The following is a 1,505-nucleotide window of genomic DNA, read 5'->3' as shown; positions in this document are numbered from 1 at the left end:
TGTAACCCGTCACGGCCATTGAGACAGAGCGGTACTTTTGCTTAGGGAGAGTTTTCGGTTCATCGTATTCCTTGAAAGGATACGAGATGAGAACGAAGACTGGGCCGAACGGATCGGCTGACAAACATGTCAAAGAAATCAAGCGCAAGACGCGGCGAAAGTTCTCTGCCGAAGAGAAGATCCGGATTGTTCTGGATGGCCTGCGCGGAGAGAGCTCGATCTCAGAATTGTGCCGCCGTGAGGGGATTGCAGAGAGCCTGTATTACAATTGGTCTAAGGACTTCATGGAGGCTGGGAAGAAGCGATTGGCTGGCGACACAGCGCGCCAGGCGACGTCCGGTGAAGTCACCAGTTTGAAAGCTGAGGCCCGCGATCTGAAAGAAGTTGTGGCCGAGCAAACGCTGGAGCTGCGCCTTCTCAAAAAAAGCATGCTTGCGGCTGGGGACGACCCAGAATGAGATATCCAGCATCAGAAAAGTTAGAAATCATCAGGTTAGTCGAGGATTCGCATCTGCCGGTTAAACAGACTTTGGAAAAGTTGGGCGTGTCGCGCCCGACTTTCTATCGTTGGTACAATCGCTTCCTGCAGCGTGGTGAGGCTGGGCTTGAGGATCGCAAGCCGCATCCGGGTCGCGTTTGGAACCGCATTCCGGACGATATCCGAAAAGCGATGCTGGAAATGGCCTTGGCGCGGCCAGAACTAAGCCCACGAGAACTGGCGGTCACGTTCACTGACGAGCGCAGCTACTTTGTCTCAGAATCCAGTGTTTACAGGCTTCTTCGCTCACATGATCTCATCACCAGCCCGAACTTCATCGTCATTAAAGCGGCAGATGAGTTCCGAGAAAAAACGACAGCACCCAACCAGCTTTGGCAGACTGACTTCACGTATCTCAAAGTTATTGGCTGGGGTTGGTTCTATTTATCGACCGTATTGGATGATTATAGTCGGTACATCATCACCTGGAAGCTTTGTACCGGCATGGCCGCATCTGATGTGCAGGACACGTTGAACCAAGCGCTGGAAGAAACCGGGCTTGATCAGGCACATGTTGTTCACCGTCCACGCCTGCTGTCAGACAACGGCCCCTGCTACATCTCTGGCGAACTGGCAGAATATCTGGAAGACAAAGGCATGCCGCACACGCGCGGCGCACCTTATCATCCGCAGACCCAAGGCAAGATCGAGCGTTGGCATCAAACGCTCAAGAACCGCATTCTGCTCGAAAATTACTTCCTGCCCGGTGATCTTGAAGCGCAAATTGCCGCCTTTGTCGGTCACTATAATCACCAGCGTTACCACGAAAGTCTGAAAAACCTGACACCCGCCGACGTCTACACAGGCCGCGGCCACACAATACTGCTCGAACGAGAAAGGACAAAAAGGCAAACTATGAGCCTAAGGCGCTTGCAGCACGCTAAATCCGCTGCTTAACTAAAACCAGATGAGCGATAACTCTTCAAAGTCAAAACGCCATTTGTCTCAAACCATTTGATGACGGACA

At 52.3% G+C, this 1,505-nt stretch carries 1 protein-coding gene; it reads left to right on the top strand.

What is annotated here, in order from left to right; all coding sequences use genetic code 11:
* The first annotated feature begins 86 nt into the window (after positions 1 to 86).
* A protein-coding gene (locus ACJ5NV_RS20370) for an IS3 family transposase (RefSeq protein ID WP_411646708.1) occupies positions 87 to 1,435 on the top strand; the annotation gives its coding sequence in 2 pieces (ribosomal slippage) (positions 87 to 420 and positions 420 to 1,435; 1,350 coding nt in all).
* Positions 1,436 to 1,505 lie beyond the last annotated feature (70 nt).

Origin of the sequence: Loktanella agnita (assembly GCF_046640325.1) — a bacterium.
GTDB lineage: Bacteria > Pseudomonadota > Alphaproteobacteria > Rhodobacterales > Rhodobacteraceae > Yoonia > Yoonia agnita.
The sequence above is the reverse complement of the archived record's forward strand: the minus strand, read 5'-3'. Positions and strand labels throughout refer to the sequence as shown.